Below are 25,305 nucleotides of genomic sequence, written 5' to 3' on the forward strand. Positions count from 1 at the left end.
GCGGGCCTACTCCCGGAAGGGTTCGACGTCGCCGCGGCCCTCGCGCAGGATCACCGGCGGAAGATCACGCAGGTCCACCACGCTGGTGGGCTCCAGGTGGCAGGCGCCGCCGTCGATGATCAGGTCGAGGTGGACACCGAAGCGCTCGCGGATCTCCTCGGCATCGGTCATCGGCAGCTCCTCGCCCACCGGGATCAGGGTCACGCTCATCAGCGGCTCGCCGAGGGCCTCGAGCAGGGCATGGGTGATGGCGTGATCGGGCACGCGCACGCCGATGGAGCGCCGCTTGGGATGCAACAGCAGGCGCGGCACCTCGGTGGTGGCATTGAGGATGAAGGTGTAGGCGCCGGGGGTGTGGGCCTTGAGCAGGCGGAAGACGGCATTGTCCACCTTGGCATAGGTGCCGATCTCGGAGAGGTCGGAGCACACCAGGGTGAAGTTGTGCTTGTCGTCCAGGGAGCGCAGCCACTTGATCTTGTCGATGGCCTTCTTCTCGCCCAGGTGGCAGCCCAGGGCGTAGCCGGAGTCGGTGGGATAGGCCACCACACCGCCCGAACGGATGATCCCGATCGCCTGGTCGATCAGGCGCTTCTGGGGGTTATCGGGGTGGATCTGGAAGAACTGGCTCATGGTCACGCTCCTGAATTGAGTCGCGGCGCCAGCCGCGGGTGGGTCCATACCGGCAGCGTGGCGGTGCGTGGCACCGGGCTCATGCTGCCCGGCGCCAGGTGGCCGCCGGGAAAGTGGAAGTCGCTGCCCAGGGAGGCATAAAGCCCGCGCTCCTGCAGCTGGCGCGCCAGGTCGCGGGTCACATCGGCATTCTGGAAGCCGCTGACCAGCTCGGTGGCCTGGCCGCCGGCGGCGGTGAAGTCGTCGAGCAGCAGCCCGCGCTTGCGCCGCGTCAGGGAGTAGCGCAGCGGATGGGCCAGCACTGCCACGCCCCCGGCATCGAGAATCCAGCCCACCGCCTCGGCGATATCCGGCCACAGCGCCTTGACGTCACCGGGCTTGCCGTCGCCCAGGTGCTTCTTGAAGGCGGTCGCCACGTCGGGGACCAGCCCCGCCGCCACCAGCGCCCGGGCGAAGTCGGGGCGGCCCAGGGGGCGCTCGCTACCGGCCTGTTCCCGAGCGCGGGCCAGGGCATCCTCGAGGCCGACCTTCTCCATGCGTGAGGCGATGGTCCTGGCGCGCTTCTCGCGGGCCACGGCCTGGGCCGCCAGTCCCTCGACCAGCGGGCCCCGGACGCCTTCGGGCAGCAGCCCCACCACATGGATGCCGATGCCGCGCCACTGGGTGGAGAGCTCGGTGCCGGCAATCAGCACGAGCCCCTTCTCCTCGGCGGCGGCGGCCGCCTCGGCCACGCCGTCGACGGTGTCATGGTCGGTCAGCGCCATATGGGTCAGGCCCCGCGCGGCGCACGACGCCACCACCTCGGCGGGCCGCAGGGCGCCATCCGAGGCGGTGGAGTGCATGTGCAGATCGATGCGGAGGGGCTCGGGATCGCCCTCGAAGCGAACGGGAAGTGGAGGCATTGGCATGACGCCGACCGGCGACTTTGTCAGAATGGCCTACCATGGTGCGCGCCTGGCCCATGCCGGTCAATCCAGTGCAGGTCAATGGCGCCCGCCCCTCGGCATAGCCACCCCACAGGAGAAAGCCATCCCATGCTCTACGCCATCATCAGCGAGGATGTGAACAACAGCCTGGAGCGCCGCCTGGCCGCCCGCCCCGACCACCTGGCCCGCCTCGAGGCGCTGCGCGACGAGGGCCGCCTGGTACTGGTCGGCCCCCATCCCGCCATCGACAGCGAGGATCCGGGCGAGGCCGGCTTCACCGGCAGCCTGGTGGTCGCCGAATTCGACAGCCTCAAGGCCGCCCAGGCCTGGGCCGACGCCGACCCCTACATGATCGCCGGCGTCTACGCCGGGGTGACGGTGAAGCCCTTCAAGAAGGTGCTTCCCTGAGCGCGCCTGCCTGAAAAGGGCCGCTTATCAACAGCCGGTTTTGCACAGAGGCTGTGGATAACACTGTTGAAACGCCGCGGATGCCTGCCGGAAGCCCCCAGCCCCCGGCCCCGCGGCGCGATCGATCAAACTTTGCACGCTCCCGGAGCCCCCCTTGACCGCCGCCCCCGATGGCCTGCCGCCCCTCGCCGCCCTGGAAACCGCCCGCCTCGACTGGCGCAGCGATGCCAGCGGCGAGGCCGCCCCCCACTCCCCCGCCTTCGACGACGTCTACTTCTCCCGTCATGACGGCCGCGCCGAGACCGAGCATGTCTTCGTCGCCGGCAATCGCCTGGCGGAACGCTTCAGGGAGTGGCGGGAGCCGCGCCCCTTCGTGGTCGGCGAGACCGGCTTCGGCACCGGACTCAACATGCTCTGCGCCTGGGCCTGCTTCGACGCCCATGCCGCACCGGGGGCCCGGCTGCACCTGGTCTCGACCGAGAAGTTTCCGCTCGGCCGAGAGGACCTGGCCCGGGCGCTGGCCGCCTGGCCCGACCTGGCCGAGCGCGGCGAGCCGCTGGTGGCGCAGTGGCCCGAGCCGGTGGCCGGCGTACATCGACTGTGGCTCGACGCGCGGGTCACCCTGGACCTGCACCTGGGCGACGCCGCCGAACGCCTGGCGCTGCTCGAGGGCCGGGTCGATGCCTGGTTCCTGGACGGCTTCGCGCCGGCGAAGAACCTCGAGATGTGGCGGCCCGAACTGTTCGCGGCGATGGCGGCCCGCTCCAGGCCCGGCGCCACCCTCGCCACCTTCAGCTGCGCCGGCGTGGTCAAGCGCGGCCTGGCGGCGGCCGGCTTCAGCTGGCGCAAGGCCCCGGGCTTCGGACGCAAGCGCGAGATGCTGGTGGGTGAGATCGCCTCGCCGCCCACCGACGACCGCCGGCGACAGACGCCCTGGTTCACGCCGCCCGCGGCCCGGCCGCCCCGCCATGTGGCGGTGATCGGTGCCGGTATCGCCGGTGCCAGCGCCGCCGCCGCCCTGGCCCGGCGCGGTATCGCCGTTACCCTGATCGACCGCCAGGGGCCCGGCAGCGGCGGCTCCGGCAACGCCCAGGGGGCGCTCTACGTCAAGCTCGCCGCCGACACCAACCTCCAGAGCCGGACCTACCTAGCCGGCCTGCTGCACAGCCGCCGCTGGCTCGAGACCCTCGACCCTGACCGGGAACTCTGGTCGCCCTGCGGCGTGCTGCAGCTGGCCAGAAGCGAGAAGGAGCAGGCGCGACAGACACGCTTCCTGGCCCATCACGCACTGCCGGAGGGCGTGGTGCAGGGCGTCACGGCGGACGAGACCACTCGGCTGGCCGGGATAGCCATCGACCATGGCGGCCTGGCGTATCCCCAGGCGGGCTGGGTGCGGCCGGCGGCCCTCTGCGCGCGTCTCGCCGCGCTACCCGGCATCCGGCTTCGACGCGCGGAGGTGGTCGCCATGACGCCGGACGAGCAGGGATGGTCACTGGCGCTGGCCGACGGCGAGTGCCTTTCGGCCGATCAGGTGGTGGTCGCCAATGCGACGCTGGCCAACCGCTTCACCCAGACCTCGCGGCTCCCGCTGCAGCCGGTACGCGGGCAGGTCAGCAGGCTGGCACTGCCCGAGGGGGCGCCGAAGCTCGAACGGGTGATCTGCGCCACGGGCTATGTGTCACCGGCACTGGACGGCAAGCTCACCTTCGGCGCCACCTTCACGCCACACGCGACGGATACCGGACTTCGCGAGGCCGACCACGCCGCCAACCTGGCCGAACTCGAGGCTACCCTGCCGGCCCTAGTGGCCGCGTTGAGAGATGCCGGCGCCCGGCTCGAGCCGAGTCAGTTGACGGGGCGGGCCGCGGTGCGCGCCGCCAGCCCCGACAAGTCGCCCTATTGCGGCCCGTTGCCCGATGCCGAGGCCTGGCAGGACGACTTCGCCGACCTGGCGAAGGGCGCGACGCGCATCCCCGAGACGCCCGGACGCCACCATGCGGGCCTCTGGATCAGCGCCGCCCACGGCTCACGTGGCCTGGCCAGCGCCCCGCTATGCGCCGAGCTGCTGGCCTCACGCATCTGCGACGAGCCGCTGCCGCTGGAGCAGCCGCTGGTCGATCACCTGCACCCGGGGCGAAGGCTGATTCGCGACCTGATCCAGGGGAAGTAGCCTCAGCGAGAGGCGTCGGGAACGGCTCGTAGAGGGGGCCTACCCCTCTTCCTCATCGTCGGCCAGGTCCCGCCCGAAGGCGCGCCACTGGGCCAGGGTCATCACCTCGGTGGTCTCGGTACGCAGGTCATGGGCGATGATCAGCTCGCTGCGCTCCAGCTGGCGCCTGAGCTCGGCCACCCAGCCGGGCATGCCCTCCCCGGTATCGGTGGTGTCGTAACCCTGGCGGGTGACGAAGGCCTCGAGCAGGGCATCCAGGGTCTCCCCCGGCAGCATGCGGTGGGGCACCTCGATAAAGCGATCGCCGCTCATCCCTCGTCCTCCTCTTCCTGTTCGTTGCCCTCGCCGGATTCCCAGGCGCCCAGGCGCGCGAGGAAGGCCGCCTCGTCCAGCACCGGCACCCCCAGCTGCAGGGCCTTGTCGAGCTTGCTGCCGGCGGCCTCGCCGGCCACCAGGCCGGCGCTCTTCTTCGATACGCTGCCGGCCACCTTGGCCCCCAGGGCCTGCAGGCGGGCCTTGCCCTGATCGCGGGTCATGCTCTCCAGGGTACCGGTGAGCACCCAGGTCTGGCCGGCCAGGGGCTGGGGCCGCTCGGCAATGCTTTCCTCCTGCCAGCGCAGCCCACAGGCGATCAGGTCGTCGATGGTCGTGCGGTTGTGGGCCTGACGGAAGAAGGTGTGGACATGGGCGGCGACCACCGGCCCCACGTCCTCCACCGCCTCGAGCGCTTCGATATCGGCCGCCATCAACGCCTCCAGGGAGCCGAAGTGTCGCGCCAGGTTGGCCGCGGTGGCCTCCCCCACCTCGCGAATCCCCAGGGCGTAGATGAAGCGCGCAAGCGTGGTATGCCTGGCCTTCTCGAGCGAGGCCACCAGGTTCTCGGAGGACTTGCGACCCATGCGCGGAAGCGTCGCCAGTCGCTCGGCCTGCAGGCGAAAGAGATCCGCCGGGGTGGAGACCCAGTCGCGCTCGACCAGGGCATCGATCAGCTTCTCTCCGAGGCCATCGATATCCAGCGCCCGGCGCGAGGCGAAGTGCTTGAGAGCCTCCTTGCGCTGGGCCGGGCAGTAGAGGCCTCCCGAGCAGCGAGCCACCACTTCGCCCTCCAGGCGCTCGATCTGCGAGCCACACACCGGGCAGCGCTCGGGGAAGACGATCTCACGCGCGTCTGCGGGTCGCTCCCCGTCGATCACCCGCGCCACCTGGGGGATGACATCACCGGCACGGCGGATGACGACGGCATCACCGATCATCACCCCGAGCCGCGCGATCTCGTCGGCGTTGTGCAGGGTGGCGTTGGAGACGGTGACCCCCGCCACCGAGACCGGTTCCAGGCGCGCCACCGGCGTGATCGCACCGGTGCGGCCCACCTGGAACTCCACGTCGTTAAGACGGGTAGTCTCCTCTTGGGCGGGGAACTTGAAGGCGATGGCCCAGCGCGGGGCGCGAGCCACGAAGCCCAGCTCGCGCTGCAGGCGCAGGTCGTCGACCTTGATCACCACGCCATCGATATCGTAGCCGAGTGAATCGCGCTTCTCGCCGAGACGCCGACAGTAGTCGATCACGCCGGCCGCGCCGGTTACCACCTCGAGCTCGTCGCTGGTGCGAAAGCCGAAGTCGCCCAGGTGGGCCATCAGGGCGCTGTGGGTGGCATCGCCCGGATCCGGCTCGACGCGCGCCACCTGATAGGCATTGAACGCCAGGGGCCGGGTAGCGGTGACCCGGGGATCGAGCTGGCGCAGGCTGCCGGCGGCGGCATTGCGCGGGTTGGCGAAGACCTTGCTCTCCACGGCCCGGGCGCGCTCGTTCATCGCCTCGAAGCCGGCGTGATTCATGATCACCTCCCCGCGCACCTCGAGCAGTGCGGGCACGCTGCTGCCGCGCAGCTTGAGCGGCACGGAGCGCAGGGTTCGCAGGTTGGTGGTGATGCCCTCCCCGGTGCGGCCGTCGCCGCGAGTCGCGCCGCTGACCAGCGCCCCCGCCTCGTAGACCAGCGATACCGCGGCGCCATCGAGCTTGGGCTCGCAGCAGAAGGCGATCGCCTCCCCGTCGCGCTCGAGGCGCTCGGCCACGCGACTGACGAAGGCCTCGAGCTCCTCCTCGTCGAAGGCGTTGTCCAGCGACAGCATGGGCACCGCATGTTCGACCTCGGGAAAGCCCGCCTCCGGGGGGGCGCCGACGCGCTGGGTCGGCGAATCCGCCGTCACCCATTCGGGATGCTCGGCCTCGAGCGCCTGGAGCCGCCGCAGGCGGCGATCGTAGTCGGCATCGGTAAGGACCGGATCGTCGAGGACGTAGTAGCGGTAGTTGGCATCGTCTAGCTCGGCGCGCAGGCGCTCGAGCTCGTCGCGGAACTTCGAGTCGGGCTGGGTCATGGAAATCCGTGTCACGGTCTGTCGCGTGGGCCTCGAGGCGCGAGGCGAGATAATCGACTAGCTTACCAAAGCAACAACCCCCGTGGGGCCAGCTCACGGGGGTTGTCTTCAAGGGTCAAGCTTACAGCTTACCGCTAATTCACCTGATAGCGATGCAGGCGATTGCGGCGCACGAACTCCTGCACGCGCTGCCGGGCGAACTCGACCGTCTGGGCGGTCATCACGCTCTGGTGCTCGTCCTTCAGCTCGCCGCCCATGTGCCGCACGATGACCATGGCGGTCTCGACCATCGCCTCGAAGGCGGCGCCGCAGTCCTCGGCGCCCGGCAGCGGCATCAGCAGGGTGATCCCCGGCGTGCGGAAGTCGTCGATCGCCTCGATGGGGAAGGTGCCGGGCTTGACCCCGTTGACCATGGAGAACTGCAGACGGCTCTCGGGGTCCTCGGTCTCGAAGCGGTGGAAGACGCCCATCTCGCGATCATAGCGCAGGCCGCAGGCCAGCATCAGGTCGAGCAGGGCGGTGCCGGAGAAGCCGTCGTCATCCCGGGCCATGACCGAGATGACGATGATCTCCTCGGCCTGACTGAGGGTCAGTCGGGCATGCTCCGCGCTCACGTCGTGACGCAGTGCCTTCTCGAGCACCGGATGAATCCGTACCTTGTCGCTGTGACGGGATGCCTCGACGGCCTCCTCCTCGGCGACCGCCATGGCATCGTTCGCCTCATCGGCCTGCCGGCGCGGCGCGAAGAGCGGATCGTCGCCATCCTCGGCGGCCGCGGCTTCGGACTCCAGGCGCCGACGCTCGGCGTCGCGGGCGAGCTGGGCAGACTCCGCCTCGGCCCTGGCCTGAGCCTGACGCTTGCGCTCCGTCTCCTCGGCCAACCGACGCGCCTTCTCTTCCTCGCGACGCGCCTTCTCCAGGCGCTTCTGTTCTCGACGCTCGGCCAGGCTCTTCTGCAGCGAGGCCCCGAAGCGATGCACCGAGGCGCCCATGCGCTTCGAACCGCTCTTCAGGGAGTCACCGACGCCATCGAAATCGACCAGGCGGTAGCGCTCGTCGTCGTCAGCCTCCTCGTGATCCCGGGGATCGGCGGCCAGGGGCTCGGCGCCGGTATCGGCCATCGGCTCAGCGGATGCGGGTGGCGGGGTCTCGTCGAGGGCGGCAAGAGTCGGCTCGCGACGCGCTTCCGCCTGGCTATCGTCATGCTGCCGGGCACCCCGCACCTCGGCGTAGCCAGCCTCGGCTGCCGCGCGCGGTTCGAGCACAGACTCGCGCTCAGCCGTGGCTCGCCGGCTGTCGCGTGACACCGCCTCCGACCGGTCGGCCGACGACACGGGATTCGCCGCACCGGCATCGGCAACTCGGGACGCCGCCTGCTCGGCGGCCAGCGACTCATGCGCGTCCTGCCGGGGGGCAGAGGCCCGCCAGCTGGACAGCACACGCGACGGGCCGGGATGCTCCTGACGCTGCAGCTTGGGTTTGGGTTGCACACGGCTGTAATCGGCGGGCCTGACGACTCGCGCCCCTCCGTTGGGCAGTTCCCAGTTGAGTTCGGCCTTGCGGGCCTCTTCGTCGGGGTCGGTGCCGTGGGCGTCTTCCGCCACCTCATCGAGGCGGGGAATACGACGTTGACGCTGCAGGCGACGCACTCCATCCACCACGATGAGTGTCACCAGCGCCAACCCCAGGATGATCAGCCACTCTCTAAGTTCCATGGGTCGTCAGCCTTTCGCTAGGGCGCCATGCCAGATGGTTGTCCGTCACCAGCATAGCGCGATTGCCGAAAAAAGGGCCACTTTTTTTGTTTGTCAAGCATCGGCGATTTTCCACGCCAAGCCGAACTTGCCCTTCGCAATCGCCCTTCGATGATCCCCCTGCTTCCATGCAATGCAACATGTGATGCTTCCTTGTTACCCCTTTTCGGGCTGTCGTTCAAGCGTTCAGGCCTCGGCGAGGGCCGCGGCCTCCTCGACATCCACCGCCACGAGGCGTGATACCCCCGGCTCCTGCATCGTCACCCCCATCAACCTCTCGCCGGCCTCCATGGCGATCTTGTTGTGGGTAATGTAGATGAACTGGACGCTCTCGGACATCTCCTTCACCAGCCTGGCATAGCGTCCCACATTGGCATCATCCAGGGGAGCGTCCACCTCGTCGAGCATGCAGAAGGGGGCCGGGTTGAGCTGGAAGATGGCGAATACCAGCGACAGGGCAGTCAGTGCCTTTTCGCCCCCCGACAGCAGATGAATGGTGCTGTTCTTCTTGCCCGGCGGTCGCGCCATGATGGCCACCCCGGTCTCCAGCAAATCGTCGCCGGTCAGCGTCAACCACGCGGTTCCGCCGCCGAAGACTCGCGGGAAAAGCGTCTGCAGTCCGGTATTGACTCGCTCGAAGGTGTCACGGAATCGGCTGCGGGTTTCCTGATCGATGCGCCGGATGGCCCGGTCGAGGGTCTCCAACGCCTCGCTCAACTCGGCATGCTGGGCCTCCAGATAGTCGCGGCGCTCGGCCTGCTGGTCATACTCCTCGATGGCCGCCAGGTTGATGGCCCCCAGGCGCCGGATGCGCTCGCCGAGTTCCTCCAGGCGGGTCTGCCAGGCGGATTCGGTGGCAGCGGGATCCAGCGACTCGGCCAGCTGGCGTTCATCATGGCCCAGCTCACCCAGCTGTTCATCCTGCCCCTCGGCCTTGAGGCGCAGCGCCTGGACCTGCAGGCGCGACTCCTGCAGACGCTCGCGGATACCCTCCAGCGCTCGCTCGTGGGCCTGGCGCGCCTGTTCGTCCTCGCGAAGTCGCTCGACCAGCTCGGCGGCCCGGGCACGCACCGCATTGAGGCTGCGCTCCTCGCGCTCGCGCCGATCGAGCAGCTCCTCGAGTCGCTCGCGGCGCTCCTCCTCCGGTTCGCGCAGCAGCTCGCGCTCCTCCTCCAGCTCCGCAAGGCGCCCCTGCAGACGCTCACGGGCCTCCCCCGCACGCCCCTGCTGTTCGGCGAGGCCGGCCCGTTCGGCGGCCAGGCGCTCCTGTTCGAGGGCCAGGCGCTGCAGCTGATCGGCCAGCGGGCGCTGCTGGCCGCGCAGGCTGGCGAGCCGTTCGCGAGCCGCCTGACGCTGCCTCTCCAGGCGCTCACGGCGCTCGGCGCCCTCCTCCAGGCGTAGCATGGCGGCCTGCCACTGCTCACGCAGCTCATCGATGGCCAGGCACGCCTCCTCGCGGGACTCGCCGAGGCCGGCGAGCTCCTCGCTCAGTTCGGTGGCGCGGCCCTGCAGATGCTCCAGCCGACTGGCCAGGCCACTGTCCTGGACGGCGAGCTGCTGATGGCGACGATCGAGGTCGCGCTCCGCCTGGCGGCACACCTCGAGGTCCGTGTCGGCACGCTCCGTGGCCTCCTGGGCCGCAGCCAGGCTCGCCTCATGCCCTGCCAGGCGAGCCTCGACGCCATCGAGCCGTTCGCGCACCTCGGCCTGGCGACGCCGGCTGACCAGCAGCGCATCCGGCCCCTCGCCGCTGCCACGCCGGCGCGCCCAGCCATGGCCCAGCCACAGGCCATCGGCGGTGATCAGGCTCTCGCCGGGGGCCAGCTCATGGCGACCCGACCAGGCGTCATCGCGACTCTCCACGCAGCGCACCGCCGCCAGCCACTGGCCGGCGGCACCGGCGCCCGCCACCCGGGCGGCCAGGCTATCGGGGGGCGCCGCGGCCTCGCTCGCCGCGACCAATCCCAGCTCGCCCGGCGAGGCCGCCAGGGCCTCGAGGCGACCGTCGAGGGGCACCACCCGGGCACGCAGCCAGGGGGCCAGCACCCAGGAGACGACCTCCTCCCAGCCGGGGGTCACCGCGAGGCATTCGCCGAGACGCGGGGCCTCGGCGAGCCCATGCTCGGCGAGATGGGCGTCCAGGGCCTCATCGTGGTCGGCCAGTCCCGCCTCGATCAGCGCCTCCAGCGACGCCAGCTCACCGGCCAGTTCGCTGCGCGCCTGGCGCTCGACCTCGCGCCCGGCCTCGGCGGTTCGCGACGCCTCCCGGGCCGCCTCTCGGGCCTGGGCCAGGGCATCGCGACGATCCTCGAGCGCCTCGCGCTCGAGCTCGATGTCGGCGAGCCGTTCGGCGAGCTCGTCGCGCTGGGCAGTCAATGCCTGCAGGTCGGGCAGCTCCTGTTGCTGCTGGCGGCGGCGCGCGAGGTCGACCTCGAGTCGCTCCAGGCGCGACTCCAGCTCGCGCAGGCGGTCCTGGCTGCGCTCGGCCTCACGGCTGGTCTCGCGCCAATGTTCGCTGAACGCCTCCCAGGCGGCATCGGCCTCTTCCGCCTCGGGCTCGGCCTCCTCCAGGGCGGCCTCCAGCTCCTCGAGGCGCTCGGCGAGCTCCTCACGCTCGGGCACCAGGGTCGCCAGGCGCTCGTCGAGGCCGACCAGGCGCTCGCCGTCGTCCTCGCCGAGGCGCTCGAGGTCGGCGAGCTCGCGGCGCGCCGCCTCGAGGTCCCGGGCCAGCTGGGCATCGCGGGAACGGCCATGCTCCAGGTCCTGCTCCAGGCGGGCGATGGCGGTGGTGGTCTCGAAGAAGCGCGACTGCTCGCCGTCGAGCTCGGCGGCCAGCCGGTCATGGTCGGCTCGGGCCTCCTCCAGGCGAGTCTCGCACTGGCGCAGGCCGAGCACCTCGCGCTCCACGGCGGTCTCGAGCTCGGCAACGCGGCTCTCCTCCTCGCCCTGGCTGGCACGCAGCGCACGGGCCCGCAGCAGGGCCAGCTCGCCCTTGACGCGGTGCTCATCGTTCTTGAGCTGCTGATAGCGGCGCGCCGCCTCCGCCTGGCGTCTCAGTCGCTCGAGCTGCTTGTCGAGTTCCTCGCGAATGTCCTCCAGGCGCTCCAGGTTCTCCTGGGTGCGGCGCATGCGGTTCTCGGTCTCGCGGCGCCGCTCCTTGTACTTGGAGATCCCCGCGGCCTCCTCGAGGGTCGCACGCAGCTCGTCGGGGCGCGCCTCGATCAGCCGCGAGATCATGCCCTGGCCGATGATGGCGTAGGAACGGGGCCCCAGGCCGGTGCCCAGGAAGAGGTCGGCGATATCGCGGCGACGGCACTTCTGGCCGTTGAAGAAATAGCTGGACTGCCCCTCGCGGGTGACCTGGCGCTTGACCGCGATCTCGGCGTACTGGGCATACAGGCCACCCATGGCACCGTCGCGGTTGTCGAAGCGCAGCTCGATGGCGGCCTGCCCCACCGGCTTGCGCCCGGTGGAGCCGTTGAAGATGACGTCGGCCATGGACTCGCCACGCAGGGTCTTGGCCGACGACTCCCCCATCACCCAGCGCACGGCGTCGATGATATTGGACTTGCCGCAGCCATTGGGCCCGACGATGGCGGTCATGTTGCTGTCGAAGGGTACCGTCACCGGGTCGACGAAGGACTTGAAGCCTACCAGGCGGATCGAGGTCAGGCGCATCGCGGGGTATCCACTGTGCTCACTCGACGACGCTGTCGATCACGACCTCGACCGGTTCGCCGTCGGTATCCCCCACGGCCACGCCGCCGCGCTGGCCGTACATGTCGCCTGGCTGGGGCTGGGCCTGCCCGCTGGACGAGGCCCGCACCACCAGGCGCGCCTGTTCCACCTGGGCGAGGCTGGCCTGGGGCGACATGGCGTGGCGGCCGTCGAGCACCAGCTCGACGGGCAGGTCGCCCACGGTCAGGCGTGCCACCGCCAGGGGCGGCAGTTCGCCAGCCATGTCCCGGGCGACCACGAACACCGCGGTAGCGTCGTCGAGACGTCCGGCGAGCTCCTCGTCCAGGCTGACCCGGGCGCGGATACCGGGCCCCTGGGGCGCCTCCTCCACCGCCACATCGCCCTCGGGCGCCTGGCCCAGGCGCTGCTGGGCGATACGGATGCCCTCGCGCAGGGCCTCGCCGGACGCGGGGTCGTTCATGCCGGCGATGGCTCGCCGCCAGTTGGCGATGGCCGCCTGGTAGTCACCGCGATCGAAGGCCTCGATGCCCAGCAGGCCGAGCACCGTGGGCTCGCTGGAGTTCTTCTCCAGGGTCTCGTCGACCAGCGACTGCACGCGGTCGGTCAGCCGGCGACCGGCCACGAAGAACTCGATCTGGGCCAGCTGCGCCAGCAGCGCGGGCTGGCGGCCCTCGAGCTCGATCAGCCGCTCCAGGGCATCGATGGCCTCGCGCCCCTGGCCGCCGTCACGATAGAGGGGAAACAGCATGCCCCAGACGTTGGGGTTGTCGGGCTGGCGGGCGGCCTGCGCTTCCAGGCGCTCCACCAGCATCTGCGCCGATCCCTCCGGATGGGTCATGACCTCCTGCTGCACGGCGAGCAGGGCCAGGTCGCCCTCGGCACCCTCGTGCTGGTACCAGAGCACGCTGGCCGCCACCAGCGCCAGCATCACCAGCGGCACGGCCAGGCGCCCGGAGGCGGAGGGCTTGAGCGGGGCACGCTGGAGACGCTCGGTGTCCTCGAGCAGGCTGCGCTCGAGCGCCAGGCGGTCCTCCTCGAAACTGGCCTGATCGATATCGCCACGCTCGAAGGCGGCCTCCAGGGAGGCCAGGCGGCGCTGGTAGATGGCCACGTTCTGGCCCGCGGAACGGTCGTTGGTCTCATGATCGCGCTGGGCGTCGTGCACCGCGCGGGCGCGCTTGAGCGGCGCCACCAGCAGCCACAGGGCCGGCAGCAGCAGTAGGGCGAAGGCGATCCACAGCAGGGTCATTCGGTTCTCTCGCGGTTGATCAGGGCATCCAGGCGAGCACGCTCCTCGGCGGAGAGCTCCCTGTTGGAAGCATTGCGACGGGCGCGCACCAGCAGGCCCACCAGCACCAGGCCAAGCAGGCCCAGTACCGCGGGCAGCCCCCACAGCAGGAAGGTGCGACCCTCGAGGCGCGGGTTATAGAGCACGTAGTCGCCGAAGCGCTCCACCATGAAGTCGAGGATCTCCTTGTCCGAGCGCCCGTCCTGGAGCAGCGCATAGACGCGGTCGCGCATGTCGCCGGCGATGGGGGAGTCGGAGTCATCGATGGCCTGGTTCTGGCACTTGGGGCAGCGCAGGATCGAGGTCAGGTCATCATAGCGGCGCTCCATGACCGGGCCATCGAACTCGCGAACCTCGATGCCGCCAGCCAACGCCAACCCCGGCAGCAGCAGTAGCAGCAGCAAGGCGGTTGGTATCAATCGCGCCATTTTTCCACCTCCGGGAGAATCACTTCGGTCACATCCTGCGGCTTGATGTAGCCGGTATGGTGATAGCGAATCACCCCGTCGGCGTCGACCAGGAAGGTTTCCGGCGCGCCATACACGCCGAGATCGAAGCCCAGGTCGCCGTCGGGGTCGAAGATATTGACCTCGAAGGGGTCGCCGAACTCCTCGAGGAAGCCCATTCCCTTCTCCCGAGTGTCCTTGTAGTCGACCCCCACCAGGCGGACGCCACGCTCGGCGAGGTCGAGCAACTGCGGCATCTCCTGCTTGCAGGTAGGACACCATTCGCCCCAGACGTTGACCAGGGTGACGTCCCCCTGAAGCAGGGACTCATCGACCGTGCGGGAGGGATCCTCGAGGGTCGTCAGCTCGAAGGCGGGAAAGGTCTCCGCCATCAGCGCCGAGTCACGCTGGAAGGGGTTCAGCGACAGCCCCTGGTAGAAGAACACCGCCAGCACCAAAAAGAGGACCAGCGGCAGCAGCAGGATCAGCCGACGATTCATGCGCTGGCCTCCCGCCCCGTCGCGGGGGCCGCCCGGGTCTCGGGGTCAGGCGCGGTGGCCAGGCGCCGGTAGCGCTTGTCGGCCACCGCCAGCACACCGCCGAAGGCCATCAGCAGGCCACCCAGCCACAGCCAGCGCACGAAGGGCTTGTACTGCACCCGCAGCGCCCAGCTGCCGTCACCCAGGTCCTCGCCCATGGCCACGTAGAGGTCGCGCAGGAAGCCGGGACGCAGCGCCACCTGGGACATCGGCATGCGCGTCGCCAGGTAGAGGCGCTTCTCGGGGTTCATGGCGAAGCTGCGGCGGCTGTCGCCGTGTTGTACCGAGATGTTCGCCCGATCGGCCAGGAAGTTGGCCCCCTGACGACGGGAGAGCTCGTTCATGGTGAAGGTGTAGCCCGCCACCTCGACGCTGTCGCCCGGCGCCATGCGCACGTTCTGCTCGATGCTGTAGTTGGAGACCACCGCCACGCCGACGATGGTCACCGCCACGCCCAGGTGACCGAGCTGCATGCCCCAGTAGGCCAGCGAAAGCTTCTTGAGTCCGGCGCCCACGGAGCGGGCGCTACGGGTCTTCTCGAACAGGTCACGCAGCATCGGCAGCACGATCCACAGCGCCGCGATCAGGCCCAGCGCCACCGCCGGGCTCCAGCGCTCGGCGAACAGCAGCGGCAGCACCGCACCCAGCACCACGGCCCCCACGGCGGCCAGCCACAAGCGGCTGACCAGCAGCCTCAGCGGTGTCTGCTTCCAGCGCGACACCTGGCCGAGCCCCATGAACAGGGCAAGAAGCAGCGTCAGCGGCACGAAGAGCGCGTTGAAGTAGGGAGGGCCAACGCTGATCTTGCCCAGGTCCAGGGCATCGAGCAGCAGCGGGTAGACGGTGCCCATCAGCACGGTGATCGTCATGATCACCAGCAGGATGTTGTTGATCAGCAGCAGGGCATCGCGGGACAGCCAGGTGAAGCCGACCTTATGGCCGACCCTGGGCGCGCGCAGAGCGAACACCAGCAGCGACAGGCCCACGGTAATGCCCAGCAGCATCAGGATGAACTGGCCGCGGGAGGGGTCGTTGGCGAAGGCATGCACCGAGGTGAGCACGCCGGAGCGCACCAGGAAGGTGCCCAGCAGCGACAGCGAGAAGGTGAAGATCGCCAGCAGCAGGGTCCAGCTCTTGAAGGCACCGCGCTTCTCGGTCACCGCCAGGGAGTGCATCAGCGCCGTGCCGGTCAGCCACGGCAGCAGCGAGGCGTTCTCGACGGGATCCCAGAACCACCAGCCCCCCCAGCCCAGCTCGTAGTAGGCCCACCAGCTGCCCAGGGCGATGCCCACGGTGAGGAAGGCCCAGGCCAGGTTGGTCCAGGGGCGCGCCCAGCGTGCCCAGGCGGCGTCGAGTCGACCACCCAGCAGGGCGGCGATGGCGAAGGCGAACACCACCGAGAAGCCCACGTAGCCCATGTAGAGCATCGGCGGGTGCATGATCAGGCCGATGTCCTGGAGCAGCGGGTTGAGGTCGGCACCGTCGCCCGGCACATTGGGCAGCAGGCGCTCGAAGGGGTTGGAGGTGATCAGCACGAAGGCCAGGAAGCCCATGCCGACCAGCCCCAGCACGCCCAGCACCCGGGCCACCATATCGCGGGGCAGCTCCCGGGAGAAGCGCGCGGCGAAGTAGCCCCAGGCGGCCAGCAGCAGGCTCCACAGCAGCACCGAGCCCTCGTGGTTGCCCCACACGGCACTGAGCTTGTAGTACCAGGGCAGCATGGAGTTGGAGTTGTTGGCCACGTTGGCCACGCTGAAGTCATCCAGCATGTAGCTGGCCGTCAGGCAGGCGTAGGCGATGGCCACGAACAGCAGCTGCCCGGCCGCCATGGGCCGGGCGTAGGCCATCCACAGCGGGCGCCGTGTGGCCGCACCGGCCAGTGGCAACACGCCCTGCACGGCGGCCATCAGCATGGCGATCACCAGGGCGTAGTGGCCGATCTCGGGGATCATCAGGATCTGCATGGAGTCTCCGCTCGTTACTGGCTGGTGCCTTGCTGCTGGGCTTCCATCCGCTCAGCCACCTCGGCGGCCTTGGCCTGATAGTCCTCCGGCGCGTAGCCGGCCTCCTCCAGGGCCTGGGCCACCTCGGGGGGCATGTAGTTCTCGTCGTGGCGGGCCAGCACCTGGTCGGCCCGCAGCCAGCCCTCGGACTGCAGCTCGCCCACCACCACCACGCCCTGCCCCTCGCGGAACAGGTCGGGGAGGATGCCGCTGTAGCGCACCTCGAGATCGTCGACATAGTCGGTGACCACGAAGGCCACGTCGAGGCTCTCCGGATCACGGGCCACGGTGCCCTCCTTGACCATGCCCCCGGCACGGATCTGACGCTCGATCGGGGCATCGCCGGCGGCGATCTGTACCGGGCTGAAGAACAGGTTGATGTTACTGCGCAGGGCGTAGAGGGTCAGCCCCACGGCGATCGCGGCCAGGGCGACGAGCCCCAGGATCACGAAGAGCCTCTGCTTGCGCTTCGGTGTCAGGCTAAGTGTCATGACGAATTACCACCCGATTGATGTGAAACTTTCGTTGCCTCGTCCTGATCGACTCCCAGGCGCTGCTCGCGGCGGGCGCGACGCTGCAGGTTGCGCAGCAGCTGGCGGCGCTCGGCGCGGGCGTGGAGGACGATGGCGACGAGCAACGCGGCGGTCGCCGCCCAGGCCGCCCAGACATAGGGGGCATGCCCCCCCATGGCGATGAATTCGTTGAAGGAGTCGAAGGCCATCAGCGCTCCCCTCCGGCCAGGTCACGCACCCAGCGCTTGTTGGATTCGCGGCGCAGGATCTCGCTGCGGGTGCGCATCAGGGTCACCGCAATGAAGAAGCTGTAGAACCCCAGCACCATGATCAGCAGCGGGACCCACATCTCCATAGGCATGCCGACACGGCCGGTAACAGTAAAGGTGGCGGGCTGGTGCAGGGTGTACCACCAGTCCACCGAGTACTTGATGATCGGGATATTGATCACCCCGACCATGGCCAGCACGGAGGCGGCCCGGGAGGCGCTGTCACGGCTGGAGAAGGCGCCACGCAGGGCGATCACGCCCAGATAGAGAAAGAATAGGATCAGCATCGAGGTCAGCCGCGCATCCCACATCCACCAGGTGCCCCAGGTGGGCACGCCCCACACTGCCCCGGAGAACAGCGAGATGAAGGTCATGGCGGCCCCCAGCGGGGCCATCATCGCCGCGACCATGTCGGCCACCTTGATCTTCCAGACCATGTAGACCAGGCCACACACCGCCATGCTGACGAAGATCGACTGGGCCAGGAAGGCCGCCGGCACGTGCACGTAGATGATGCGGAAGCTGTTGCCCTGCTGATAGTCCGCCGGGGCGAAGGCCAGCCCCCAGACGCTGCCCACCAGGATCAGCGCAGCCGCGGCCACCCAGAACCACGGCAGCAGCCGTTCGCTGATGGCGTAGAACCACTTGGGGGAACGCAACTTGTTAATGAAGGACCACATGCCTCTTCCACCTCTCAACCGTTGATGCTGATGCGCAATGACGCCGCGATCGCCCAGGGGGCCAGCATCAGTGACAGGGCCAGCAGGGCCCCCAGGATCGCCAGGTGCGCCGCGGCACCATCGCCCATGATCGCCGCCTGCACCGCACCGGCGCCGAAGATCAGCACCGGGATATAGAGCGGCAGCACCAGCAGCGACAGCAGCACCCCGCCGCGTGACAGCCCCACGGTGAGCGCCGCCCCGATGGCCCCGATCAGGCTCAGGCTGGCGGTGCCCAGCGCCAGGGAGAAGGCCAGGATCAGGTAGCTGCCCGCCGGCAGCGCCAGCATGATGCCCAGCACCGGCGCCATCAGCGCCAGCGGCAGGCCGGTCAGCAACCAGTGCACCGCCACCTTGGCGAGGCCCAGCATGGGCAGTGGCTGCGGGGTCAGCAGCAGTTGCTCCAGGGAGCCGTCCTCGTAGTCACCGCGAAACAGGCTGTCCAGGGAGAGCAGCGCCGCCAGCAGCGCGGCCACCCACAGCAGCCCGGGGGCGATGGTGGCCAGCAGCTTCGGGTCCGGCGAGATGCCGATCGGAAACAGGGTGATCACCAGGGCAAAGAACACCAGGGGATTGAGCACCTCGCTGCGCCGACGCATCAGCAGCGTCAGGTCGCGCTTCAGCGTCGCCCAGACTGCGACCGCCAGGCCGCCGCGGGGTTCCCCGGCGGCCTGGCGGTCACCGCTGTCGCTCATGCGCGTGTCAACGCTCGGCATCGTGCCCTCCCCGGCCGAGACGGATATGCCGCAGCTCTTCCGACGCCTTGAGTTCGTGGTGGGTCGTCACCAGCACACAGCCCCCCGCACGGGCATGGGCCACCAGGCGATCCTCCAGCGCGGCGACCCCGTGGCGGTCGATGGCGGTAAAGGGTTCGTCGAGCACCCAGAGCGGCCGCGGCGTCAGCTCCAGGCGGGCCAACGCCACCCGGCGCTGCTGCCCGGCCGAGAGCTGCCCTGCCGGCACGTCCTCGAAGCCCGCCAGCCCCACCGACTCCAGCGCTGCCAGGCGCGGGGCCTCATGGACGGCTTCACCAGCCAGCGCCTGGTACCAGGTCAGGTTCTCCAGCGGCGTCAGGGCCGCCTTCACTCCCGGGGAGTGACCCAGGTAGAGCAGGTTCTCGAGGAAGGCCTGGCGAGCCTGGCGCATCGGCTGCTCGTTCCAGAACAGCTCGCCGTGGTAGTCGGCGAGCTGGCCGGAGAGGATCTTGAGCAGGGTGGTCTTGCCGCTGCCGTTGGGGCCCTCCACGCGCACGATCTCGCCACCGCGGATATCCAGATCGAGATCCTCGAACAGCCACCGATCATCCCGTTCACAGGCCAGCTTCCGGGCTTGCAGGCGCAGGGTCAAGGCACACTCCGGCATGGGGGTAATTTGGCTCGAGACTCTACACGGAAAGGCCTTCTCCTGCCAGAGAGGTGCACCGCGTCAGGGGGTCGCGGTTGACGTGTATCAAGCGCATCGTCGATTGGTCGCCTTGCCAGATCCGGCGCCCCTGCTATGCTTCCATGGCACTGTATGTTTCAACAGGAGATACGCCATGCTCGAGGCCACCACGCGGTTCATGATCCGTCGCCCCAATCGGCGCCTCGCCGAGGCCTGGGCGCCCTGCCCCATGCCCGGCGATGCGCAGGACATGATCGAGGTTCCGCTGCTGGGCAGCGTCTCGGCGGGAATGCCCATCGAGGCCTGCCCCAACGTCAGCCATATCCGCGTCCCGCGACGCATGGTGCGTCGCAACACCTACGCCCTGCGCGTGCGTGGCGACTCCATGATCGATTGCAACATCTTCGACGGGGATGTGATCATCATCGAACAGTGCGAGAGCGCCGAGAACGGCGAGACCGCGGTGGTGATGATCAACAACCGGGAGGTCACCCTGAAGAAGCTCTACATCGAGAAGTCCGGCGTACGCCTGCAGCCCGCCAACCAGCAGATGGCGCCCATCTTCCTCAAGAACAGCGACATCCAGGTGCTGGGCATGGTGATGGGCGTGGTGCGCCAGGGCGAGCTGGCCGCCTGATGCGCTACCCGGTACCCGACCTGCCGCCGGGAGAGTGGCGGGAAACCGAGATCGACGTCGAACGCAGCCGCTTTATCGCCTGGCTCTGCCATGCCCCCGCGGTGGCCGCCTTCGAAGCGCTGCTCGCGGCCGCACGCGAGCGCCACCCCGGGGCCAGCCACCACTGCAGTGCCTTCATCGCCGGGCCGCCCGGCGAGCAGTCCGCCATCGGCTTCTCCGACGACGGCGAGCCCGGCGGCACCGCCGGTCGCCCCATGTTCCAGGTCCTGGAGGGCTCGGGGCTCGGCCAGGTGGGCTGCGTGGTGACCCGCTACTTCGGCGGCACCAAGCTGGGCACCGGCGGCCTGGCCCGCGCCTACGCCCAGGCCGTCTCCCAGGCGCTGGAGACCCTCCCGCGGCGCGAGGTCATCGAGCGCACCCCGCTGCGCCTGCGGGTCGACTTCTCTGGCGAGGCCGAGGCCCGTGCCTGGCTGGGCGAGCGCCATGTCCCGGTGCAGGAGGCCGATTACGCCGCCGACGGCGTGCGGCTGACCGTCGGCTGGCCAAGCGACGTCGAGGTCGACCTGAGCGCACTGGCGTCGCGGCTGCGCGGCAACCTCGAGCTACTCGAGGCCTGAACCCTACAGTTTCATCACAACACCCCCAACACGACGAGAGGCGCCCGTGGGCGCCTCTCGTGTGCAGGACTGGTGGCAGACTCGCCGCGGCGCTCATCCCAGGTACTTGATCATCACCCCCGCGGCCACCGCCGAGCCGATCACCCCGGCCACGTTGGGCCCCATGGCGTGCATCAGCAGGAAGTTATGCGGGTTGGCCTCCAGGCCCACCTTGTTGGAGACCCGGGCCGCCATGGGCACCGCCGAGACGCCCGCCGAGCCGATCAGCGGATTGATCGGAATCTTGCTCATCATGTTCATCAGCTTGGCCATCAGCACGCCGGCAGAGGTGCCGATACCGAAGGCCACGATGCCCAGCGCCAGGATCCCCAGGGTCTCCACGGCCAGGAAGCTCTCGGCCATCAGCTTGGAGCCCACCGAGAGCCCCAGGATGATGGTGACGATGTTGATCAGGGCGTTCTGCGCCGTGTCGGAGAGGCGCTCCACCACCCCGCACTCGCGCATCAGGTTGCCGAAGCAGAACATCCCCAGCAGCGGCGCCGCATCCGGCAGGAAGAACGCCACCAGCAGCAGGATGGCGATGGGGAAGACGATCTTCTCGCGCTTCGACACCGGCCGCAGCTGGGTCATGGTGATCTCGCGCTCCTTCTGCGTGGTCAGCAGCTTCATGATCGGCGGCTGGATCAGCGGCACCAGGGCCATGTAGGCGTAGGCGGCCACGGCGATCGCCCCCAGCAGCTCGGGTGCCAGCACGCTCGACACATAGATCGAGGTGGGGCCGTCCGCGCCGCCGATGATGCCGATGGCGGCGGCCTGGTTGAGCGAGAAGTCCATCACCCCCAGCGCGGAGAGCCCCACCGCACCGAACAGGGTGGCGAAGATGCCGAACTGGGCCGCCGCGCCCAGGAACAGGGTGCGCGGATTGGCCAGTAGCGGGCCGAAGTCGGTCATCGCACCCACGCCCATGAAGATGATCAGCGGGGCGATGCCGGAGGCGATGGCGACCCTGTAGAAGCTGTAGAGCATGCCGTCGCCATAGCCGACGCCCACCGCGATATCGCGCGCGGCGCGCAGCGCGTCCGGCGCGGCGCCGTCGTGGGCCACGCCCTTGAGCGCCTCACGCCACGCCTCGGCGTTCGCCAGGGGGTCGAGGGTCACGCCCAGCGCCGTCGCAAGTTGCTGCAGCACCGCCGGCTTGGCCACCTCGATGGCCTGGTCCAGCGCCGACAGCGCCAGGCCCGCCTCGGGGATGTTGGCCAGGATGCCGCCGAAGCCGATGGGCACCAGCAGCAGCGGCTCGAACTTCTTGGCGATGGCCAGGTAGAGCAGCAGCATGCCGACCAGGATCATCACGGCCTGCCCCGGCGTCAGGTTATAGACCCCCGAGCCGTGCCAGAGTGTCAGTAGTTTCTCCATGTCGGGGCCCTTAGAGCTCGATCAGCACGTCACCGACGGCGACGCTGTCGCCCTCGCCGACCTTGACGGAAGAGACGGTACCGGCGCTCGCGGCCCGCACCTCGGTCTCCATCTTCATCGCCTCGAGGATGATCACCACATCCCCCTCCTCGACGCTGTCCCCCTCGCGCACGTTGACCTTGAAGATGTTACCGGCCAGGGGTGCGGTGATCGCCTCGCCGCTGGGGGCGGCAGGGGCGCCGGCGGCGGGCTGGGCGGCCGCGGCCTGCTCCTGGACGGCACCGACCTCGCCGCCCTCGGCGACCTCGACCACATACTGCTTGCCGTTGACCTTGACGGTGTAGGTCTCGGGGCCGGCCGGGGCGCCGCCCTGGGTCGCGGGTGCCTTGGCCTCTGCTTTCGCGGGCAGGCTGGCGCCGGCCTCGGGGGCCTGGGGCGCCGGCTCGAAGGCGTCGGGGTTGTCGCGGTTGCTGAGGAACTTCAGGCCGATCTGCGGGAAGAGCGCATAGGTGAGCACGTCGTCGATCTCGCGCTCGCCCTCGGCCAGGCGGATGCCGTCGGCCTTGGCCTTCTCCTTGAGCTCGGCGGCCAGCTTGTCCATCTCGGGGCTGAGGTTGTCGGCCGGGCGGCAGGTGATCGGCTCGCCTCCCTCCAGCACGCGCGCCTGCAGCTCCTTGTTGAACGGCGCCGGGGCGGCACCGTACTCGCCCTTGAGCAGCGCCTGGACCTCCTTGGAGATCGACTTGTAGCGCTCCCCCATCATCACGTTCATCACCGCCTGGGTGCCGACGATCTGGGAGGTGGGGGTGACCAGCGGAATGAAGCCCAGGTCCTCGCGTACCCTGGGGATCTCCTTGAGCACGTCGTCGAGCTTGTCACCGGCGCCCTGCTCCTTGAGCTGGCCTTCCATGTTGGTGAGCATGCCGCCCGGCACCTGGGCGATCAGGATGCGCGAGTCGATGCCCTTGAGCGAGCCCTCGAAGGCGGCATACTTCTTGCGCACCTCGCGGAAGTAGGCGGCGATCTCCTCGAGCAGCTCGAGGTCCAGGCCGGTGTCGCGCTCGGTGCCCTGGAGGATCGCCACCACCGACTCGGTGGGGCTGTGGCCATAGGTCATGGACATCGAGGAGATGGCGGTATCGACGTTGTCGATGCCCGCCTCGGCGGCCTTGAGGGCGGTGGCGGTGGACATGCCGGTGGTGGCGTGGCACTGCATGTGGATGGGGATATCCACCGCCTTCTTGAGCTTGGAGACCAGCTCATAGGCGTCGTAGGGCTTGAGCAGGCCGGCCATGTCCTTGATGCACAGCGAATCGGCGCCCATGGCGGCGATGGTCTTGCCGAGCTCGACCCAGCCGTCCAGGGTGTGCACCGGGCTCACCGTGTAGGAGAGCGTGCCCTGGGCGTGACCCTCGACCTTGCGGACGGCCTGGATGGCGCGCTCCAGGTTGCGCGGATCGTTCATGGCATCGAAGACGCGGAACACGTCGACACCGTTGGTCCTGGCCCGCTCGACGAACTTGTCCACCACGTCATCGGCGTAGTGGCGATAGCCGAGCAGGTTCTGGCCGCGCAGCAGCATCTGCTGGGGGGTGTTGGGCATGGCCGCCTTCAACGCCCGTATCCGCTCCCACGGATCCTCGCCGAGGTAGCGGATACAGGCGTCGAAGGTGGCCCCGCCCCAGGACTCCAGCGACCAGAAGCCGACGCGGTCGAGCTTCTCGGCGATGGGCAGCATGTCATCGAGGCGCATGCGGGTGGCGAACAGCGACTGGTGGGCGTCGCGCAGGACGACATCGGTGATGCCCAGCGGGCGAGCGTTGTCAGTCATGGGAGTGACCTTGAGGTAGTGGATGTAGGGAGAAGGGAGGCAGGCGGGAATCAGCGGTGGTGGCGGCGACGATAGCGGTGCACCGCGGCGGTGATGGCCACCATGACGTCATCGTCCTGCCCCCGGGGGGCGGCACCACGGCCGCGGACCGGGACCGCAGGCGCCACGGGCTCCGGGAAGAAGCGGCCGATGACCTTGGACATCAGGGTGGTGACGATCACTAGCAAGGTAAGAAAAACAAAAACGAAGCCCATGCCCAGGGCCATGAGGGAGAGTCCCTCTTCCAGCAGCTGCATGTCCTGCATCGCGCGCCTCTCCTGTTGAACATGTACCTCCATGCGCCTCAACGGTGCGAGACATGGCGGCTTGCGCAAAAATTTCGATGCTATAACCTGCCACACTCTGATCAGATTGCAATGGTGTTGTGGTGGAAGTCGGCGTTGTTAATTTACTACAAGATGGGCCGGGCAGGGTCGGCCTGGCCCCCATGGAAGGCGTCATCGACGCCCACACCCGGGACCTGCTGACCCGCCGGCCGGGCTTCGACTGGGCGGTCACCGAGTTCGTCCGCGTGGTGGACGCCCGCCTGCCGCCAAGAGTCTTCCATAAGCACTGCCCCGAACTGCAGCATGCCCGCCTGACGACCCCCGCCGGCGTACCGGTCCAGCTGCAGCTGCTCGGCTCCGACCCCGAGGCCCTGGCGGCCAACGCCGCCCAGGCGCTGCGCCTCGGCGCCACCGGTGTCGACCTCAATTTCGGCTGTCCGGCCAAGCTGGTCAATCGTCATGACGGCGGGGCCTCGCTGCTGCGCGACCCCCGACGCGTGCATGCCGTGGTCGCCGCCGTGCACGATGCGGTAGGGCGCCACATTCCGGTGACCGCCAAGATTCGCCTGGGCTTCGCCGACCGGCGCCTGGCGCTGGCCTGCGGACGTGCCGCCCAGGCGGGTGGCGCCCGACACCTGGTGGTGCACGGCCGCACCCGGGAAGAGGGCTACCGTCCGCCGGCCCACTGGGAGTGGATCGGCCGCATCCGGCGGGACCTGAGCATCCCGGTGATCGCCAACGGCGACATCTGGACCCTCGAGGACTACTGGAAGGCACGCACCCTCTCCGGCTGCCGGCACGTGATGCTCGGCCGAGGCGCCCTGGCCGACCCCTGGCTGGCGCCCCGCATCCGCCATTGGCAGCAGACCGGTGAGCGGCTGCCGCCCACACCCTGGGCGGCGCGGGCGGCGATCCTCGAGGAATTCGCTACCCTGCAGCGCCGGGCGCTTCCCGAGCGCGTCGTCACCTCCCTGGTCAAGCAGTGGCTCAACCATATGCGCCTGGCAGACGCCGAGGCGGCCCGACGCTTCCAGCGCCTCAAGCGCCTCACCGGGCTGGATGACCTGCTGGCAGGCCTTGCGGCCGACACACCGGCGTCACCCGACCTCCACCAGGCGGCAAGCGCGGCGGCGATATAAAAAAGAGGCGCACGTCGCAATGGCGACGGCGCCTCAAACGATCGCAGGGGCGCCCGGAGAAGCGCCCCGGCTAGCAGAAACCGGGTGGACAGGACGTCCCATGAAAGAAGACCCGCCCTCGCATGGAGGGCGGGTCGAGATCTGGCGCGCCCGGGAGGATTCGAACCTCCGACCCCCTGATTCGTAGTCAGGTACTCTATCCAGCTGAGCTACGGGCG

23 protein-coding genes are annotated in these 25,305 nt (G+C 69.2%); 5 read left to right on the forward strand and 18 right to left on the reverse strand.

Going from position 1 to position 25,305, the window contains the following annotated elements; translation table 11 throughout:
* Positions 1 to 6: 6 nt before the first annotated feature.
* Both RAN53_RS15080 and RAN53_RS15085 read right to left on the reverse strand, forming a co-directional pair.
* Positions 7 to 630 (reverse strand): L-threonylcarbamoyladenylate synthase, encoded by a 624-nt coding sequence (locus tag RAN53_RS15080; protein WP_305797618.1) that lies wholly within the window; start codon positions 628 to 630, stop codon positions 7 to 9.
* Between the two features lie 2 nt (positions 631 to 632).
* Entirely contained in the window at positions 633 to 1,538 is a 906-nt protein-coding gene (locus RAN53_RS15085; protein WP_305797619.1) for a PHP domain-containing protein, read from the reverse strand.
* Positions 1,539 to 1,664: 126 nt separating this feature from the next.
* Between RAN53_RS15085 and RAN53_RS15090 the strand changes: the two genes are divergently transcribed.
* Complete coding sequence (locus tag RAN53_RS15090) at positions 1,665 to 1,964, forward strand: YciI family protein (protein ID WP_305797620.1); 300 nt, start codon at positions 1,665 to 1,667, stop codon at positions 1,962 to 1,964.
* 154 nt (positions 1,965 to 2,118) lie between these two features.
* Positions 2,119 to 4,134, forward strand: coding sequence for a bifunctional tRNA (5-methylaminomethyl-2-thiouridine)(34)-methyltransferase MnmD/FAD-dependent 5-carboxymethylaminomethyl-2-thiouridine(34) oxidoreductase MnmC (gene mnmC, locus RAN53_RS15095; protein WP_305797621.1), 2,016 nt, complete (start codon positions 2,119 to 2,121; stop codon positions 4,132 to 4,134).
* Between the two features lie 39 nt (positions 4,135 to 4,173).
* On the opposite strand, the gene RAN53_RS15100 is transcribed toward mnmC, so the two are convergent.
* From RAN53_RS15100 to ccmA, 13 genes are all read right to left on the reverse strand, one after another.
* Positions 4,174 to 4,446, reverse strand: coding sequence for a YheU family protein (locus tag RAN53_RS15100; RefSeq protein ID WP_305797622.1), 273 nt, complete (start codon positions 4,444 to 4,446; stop codon positions 4,174 to 4,176).
* On the reverse strand, positions 4,443 to 6,509 hold the full coding sequence (gene ligA / locus RAN53_RS15105; protein WP_305797623.1) for an NAD-dependent DNA ligase LigA: 2,067 nt from the start codon (positions 6,507 to 6,509) through the stop codon (positions 4,443 to 4,445). Before ligA ends, RAN53_RS15100 begins: the two co-directional genes overlap by 4 nt.
* Positions 6,510 to 6,643: 134 nt before the next feature.
* Positions 6,644 to 8,224, reverse strand: a complete 1,581-nt coding sequence (gene zipA / locus RAN53_RS15110; protein ID WP_305797624.1) for a cell division protein ZipA — start codon at positions 8,222 to 8,224, stop codon at positions 6,644 to 6,646.
* 225 nt (positions 8,225 to 8,449) lie between these two features.
* On the reverse strand, positions 8,450 to 11,941 hold the full coding sequence (smc, locus tag RAN53_RS15115; protein ID WP_305797625.1) for a chromosome segregation protein SMC: 3,492 nt from the start codon (positions 11,939 to 11,941) through the stop codon (positions 8,450 to 8,452).
* Between the two features lie 19 nt (positions 11,942 to 11,960).
* On the reverse strand, positions 11,961 to 13,211 hold the full coding sequence (ccmI, locus tag RAN53_RS15120) for a c-type cytochrome biogenesis protein CcmI (RefSeq protein ID WP_305797626.1): 1,251 nt from the start codon (positions 13,209 to 13,211) through the stop codon (positions 11,961 to 11,963).
* On the reverse strand, positions 13,208 to 13,678 hold the full coding sequence (locus RAN53_RS15125) for a cytochrome c-type biogenesis protein (RefSeq protein WP_305797627.1): 471 nt from the start codon (positions 13,676 to 13,678) through the stop codon (positions 13,208 to 13,210). Before RAN53_RS15125 ends, ccmI begins: the two co-directional genes overlap by 4 nt.
* The gene (locus tag RAN53_RS15130) at positions 13,666 to 14,196 is read right to left on the reverse strand and encodes a DsbE family thiol:disulfide interchange protein (protein WP_305797628.1); all 531 of its coding nucleotides are present in this window, start codon (positions 14,194 to 14,196) and stop codon (positions 13,666 to 13,668) included. The genes RAN53_RS15125 and RAN53_RS15130 overlap by 13 nt, the downstream gene beginning before the upstream one ends.
* The gene (locus tag RAN53_RS15135; protein WP_414842992.1) at positions 14,193 to 16,187 is read right to left on the reverse strand and encodes a heme lyase CcmF/NrfE family subunit; all 1,995 of its coding nucleotides are present in this window, start codon (positions 16,185 to 16,187) and stop codon (positions 14,193 to 14,195) included. The genes RAN53_RS15130 and RAN53_RS15135 overlap by 4 nt, the downstream gene beginning before the upstream one ends.
* Positions 16,188 to 16,213: 26 nt before the next feature.
* On the reverse strand, positions 16,214 to 16,717 hold the full coding sequence (gene ccmE / locus RAN53_RS15140) for a cytochrome c maturation protein CcmE (RefSeq protein WP_305797643.1): 504 nt from the start codon (positions 16,715 to 16,717) through the stop codon (positions 16,214 to 16,216).
* Between the two features lie 8 nt (positions 16,718 to 16,725).
* Positions 16,726 to 16,959 (reverse strand): heme exporter protein CcmD, encoded by a 234-nt coding sequence (gene ccmD / locus RAN53_RS15145; protein WP_305797630.1) that lies wholly within the window; start codon positions 16,957 to 16,959, stop codon positions 16,726 to 16,728.
* Positions 16,959 to 17,699, reverse strand: a complete 741-nt coding sequence (locus RAN53_RS15150) for a heme ABC transporter permease (protein WP_305797631.1) — start codon at positions 17,697 to 17,699, stop codon at positions 16,959 to 16,961. Before RAN53_RS15150 ends, ccmD begins: the two co-directional genes overlap by 1 nt.
* A gap of 14 nt (positions 17,700 to 17,713) precedes the next feature.
* Positions 17,714 to 18,454 (reverse strand): heme exporter protein CcmB, encoded by a 741-nt coding sequence (ccmB, locus tag RAN53_RS15155; RefSeq protein WP_414842990.1) that lies wholly within the window; start codon positions 18,452 to 18,454, stop codon positions 17,714 to 17,716.
* Positions 18,441 to 19,085, reverse strand: coding sequence for a cytochrome c biogenesis heme-transporting ATPase CcmA (ccmA, locus tag RAN53_RS15160; RefSeq protein WP_305797632.1), 645 nt, complete (start codon positions 19,083 to 19,085; stop codon positions 18,441 to 18,443). Before ccmA ends, ccmB begins: the two co-directional genes overlap by 14 nt.
* A gap of 190 nt (positions 19,086 to 19,275) precedes the next feature.
* Between ccmA and lexA the strand changes: the two genes are divergently transcribed.
* Together lexA and RAN53_RS15170 are read left to right on the forward strand one after the other, a co-directional pair.
* The gene (gene lexA / locus RAN53_RS15165; RefSeq protein ID WP_305797633.1) at positions 19,276 to 19,758 is read left to right on the forward strand and encodes a transcriptional repressor LexA; all 483 of its coding nucleotides are present in this window, start codon (positions 19,276 to 19,278) and stop codon (positions 19,756 to 19,758) included.
* Complete coding sequence (locus RAN53_RS15170; protein ID WP_305797634.1) at positions 19,758 to 20,375, forward strand: IMPACT family protein; 618 nt, start codon at positions 19,758 to 19,760, stop codon at positions 20,373 to 20,375. The genes lexA and RAN53_RS15170 overlap by 1 nt, the downstream gene beginning before the upstream one ends.
* Positions 20,376 to 20,468: 93 nt before the next feature.
* On the opposite strand, the gene RAN53_RS15175 is transcribed toward RAN53_RS15170, so the two are convergent.
* The 3 genes from RAN53_RS15175 to RAN53_RS15185 are packed head-to-tail and all read right to left on the reverse strand — an operon-like array spanning position 20,469 to position 23,927.
* Entirely contained in the window at positions 20,469 to 21,791 is a 1,323-nt protein-coding gene (locus RAN53_RS15175) for a sodium ion-translocating decarboxylase subunit beta (protein WP_305797635.1), read from the reverse strand.
* Positions 21,792 to 21,801: 10 nt separating this feature from the next.
* Positions 21,802 to 23,622: a sodium-extruding oxaloacetate decarboxylase subunit alpha gene (gene oadA, locus RAN53_RS15180; protein WP_305797636.1), complete on the reverse strand. Its 1,821-nt coding sequence runs from the start codon at positions 23,620 to 23,622 to the stop codon at positions 21,802 to 21,804.
* A 50-nt stretch (positions 23,623 to 23,672) separates the two neighbouring features.
* Positions 23,673 to 23,927, reverse strand: a complete 255-nt coding sequence (locus RAN53_RS15185) for an OadG family protein (protein WP_305797637.1) — start codon at positions 23,925 to 23,927, stop codon at positions 23,673 to 23,675.
* Positions 23,928 to 24,109: 182 nt separating this feature from the next.
* On the opposite strand from RAN53_RS15185, the gene RAN53_RS15190 reads away from it, so the two are divergent.
* Positions 24,110 to 25,087, forward strand: a complete 978-nt coding sequence (locus RAN53_RS15190) for a tRNA dihydrouridine synthase (RefSeq protein ID WP_305797638.1) — start codon at positions 24,110 to 24,112, stop codon at positions 25,085 to 25,087.
* Positions 25,088 to 25,305: the final 218 nt, after the last annotated feature.

This window comes from Halomonas sp. SSL-5 (assembly GCF_030708455.1).
Lineage (GTDB): Bacteria > Pseudomonadota > Gammaproteobacteria > Pseudomonadales > Halomonadaceae > Halomonas.